The sequence below is a fragment of the Halorubrum sp. FL23 genome (assembly GCF_052439115.2).
In the GTDB taxonomy this organism is placed as follows: Archaea; Halobacteriota; Halobacteria; order Halobacteriales; family Haloferacaceae; genus Halorubrum; species Halorubrum persicum.
In genome coordinates this window covers 1-1,642 of record NZ_JBQVRO020000049.1, presented here as the reverse complement: position 1 = coordinate 1,642, position 1,642 = coordinate 1, and the positions used below count along the sequence as shown (strand labels likewise).

Sequence of the window (1,642 nt, the reverse complement as noted above, 5' to 3'; positions counted from 1 at the left end):
AGTACGTGTTTACCCCGAGGACGAAACAGCTGGCACAGCCTGAGCGCGTGACACCATATCGTTGTCCCGGACGACACGCGTGAGTTCTTCGTAGGGATTGCGTCCCTGCTGGCGCCACGTTGCCAGCAGGGACAGCAACGTCTCATGAACGAACATCCCCCGGTCGTTCCGGAGCGTGCCGATAATCTTCCGGAGAACCACAGGCTCACGAAGCGCGCTCTCCGCAGCGTTGTTCGTTGGGGAGACCGCTGGCTCACCGATGAAGGTGAGCCAGTGGTCGAGCCCGCCTTCGATCTTTCCGAGCAGTGTTGCCACTGGTCCGTCGGGTACTGACCGCTCAATCAGCGACTCCAGTTCTCTGCGCGCTACACGTTGTAATTCTGCTCGCTCACGAATCGTCAAGTCGCTCTCCAGCCGGGCCTGGAGAGCGACGTACAACTGAGTGAGAGCCCGGTAGATCGGTTCGCCTTCCGCCTGCTGGTCGGCGGCGTCTTTCGCTTCCCGAAGAATATGCGCCCAACACCGCTGGAGGTGGCTGCTGAACGCTGGATAGGCCGTCCACCCATCACAGATGACCGTTCCCGTGAAGTCCTCCCCGAGGACTTCCGCGGGAACATCGCTTCCGCGACTCTCTCGAACCGCGTACAGCGTGTGGTCTTCGGTCCGGAACGTCCAGAGCCACGCCTGGTCGCCGTCTCGCTTGATCCCTGTTTCGTCGATGTGGACAACGTCGGCGTGCTGGATCTGACGGCGGATCTGGTCGTATTCACAGCGACCGGCGCGCGCAGCGCGCTCGGTCGCGTGCCACGTGGCCGCGCCTGAAAGCTCCAGTCCGTGCAGTTGCTCGAAGCGGTCGCTGATCTTGCGGTAGGGAAGACGGTGGTCGTACCGGGACAGCGCCGACTGGGCAATGACGTTCACCCCGAACTGCCCCTCATCGGGGCAGTCGGGGTGAGACGCAACCGTCTCTGCGCCACAGCAGTCACACGCGTAGTGGTGGCGGTTGTACTGGGTGGTTTCTGGGGGTTGTGGGTCAGGGATCTCCTCGACGAGTCGGGGGCTGACGCCCGCCGACTCGTCGAACTCCTCGCCACAGTCTGGACAGCAGTCACAGATCACCTCGATTTCTCGGTCTGGGTCGGGTGGATCCCGCCATTCCGGGTCGTGTCCGGACTTTCGGCCGGGCGTGCCACCGTCAGTCCGGGGTTGTTCGTCGTCCTCGTCCCCATCGGACGAGGACGACTCCTCTTGGTCTGATTGGTCCTTGCTCGGTGGTGTATGCGGTCCCTCGTACCACCGGAGTTTGGCTCTGAGGCGTTTGTTCTCCGTACGGAGTTCTTCGTTTTCTTCGCGGAGCTCTTCGTGAACTTCCTCATTCTGTTCACGAAGGGTTTCGTGCTGTTCGCGGAGTTCTTCGTATTCTGCTTGTCGTTCCGTGAGTTCCTGCTCAAGGTCAGCAAGGCGTGCGAGAACTGCTTCGTAGGAGGGGTCCGACGACATCATGAGCAGACGAGACGGGATGGTCTCCGGTCTGGAGACCATCCCTCGAAGATGTACTCGTTCGCCTGCTGCATTGATCTACGGTACCAATTGTGCGGCTCTTACGAGAGGCTACCGAAATCAACTGGGGGTAAACACGTAC

The 1,642-nt window shown here is 61.0% G+C and carries 1 protein-coding gene; it reads right to left on the bottom strand.

The genetic code is table 11. The features are described 5' to 3' along the window. Positions 1-9: 9 nt before the first annotated feature. On the bottom strand, positions 10-1,542 hold the full coding sequence (gene tnpC / locus ACT4MF_RS18805; protein ID WP_444683849.1) for an IS66 family transposase: 1,533 nt from the start codon (positions 1,540-1,542) through the stop codon (positions 10-12). Between the last annotated feature and the right edge of the window lie 100 nt (positions 1,543-1,642).

Coding starts and splice junctions, on each gene's coding strand:
- tnpC (WP_444683849.1), bottom strand. CDS start 1,542: ATGGTCTCCAGACCGGAGACCATCCCGTCTCGTCTGCTCATGATGTCG.